This is a genomic window from Cedecea sp. B1(4) (assembly GCF_059414925.1).
Genome location: NZ_JCAHMZ010000235.1, coordinates 1 through 322 on the forward strand (window position 1 = coordinate 1; position 322 = coordinate 322).

Consider the following 322-nt stretch of genomic DNA (forward strand, 5'->3'; position numbering starts at 1 on the left):
AACGCCACGCCCATGGAGGAACGGTCGAGGTTGCGCCAGCGCAGGAAGGTCGTCCCTGCACCAGTGGCCTGCTGGGCCAGTTGCACGTCGAGCAGACTGAATGGGTAGGTGCGCGCCTGGGGCAGCACGCGCCGCTGCGCCAGGCCAATCACGTCGTCGCGCAGCGCTGCGCACAGGCTGGCCCAGGTCTCCAGACTCCCCTTACCCTTAAAGGGCTGTAAAAGGCCTTTTAGGTAGCCTGCGTGTTCCAGCCGCTGGAAGTCCGCCTGTTCCAGCGCCACGAAGCGCGTGGAGTGGCTGATAGGGGGCGATGCTGTCATGC

1 protein-coding gene is annotated in these 322 nt (G+C 65.5%); it reads right to left on the minus strand.

All coding sequences use genetic code 11. The features are described from left to right. A partial coding sequence (locus ACR6JA_RS22760) for a DUF3158 family protein (RefSeq protein WP_494599744.1) occupies positions 1-322 on the minus strand: 322 nt, incomplete at both ends.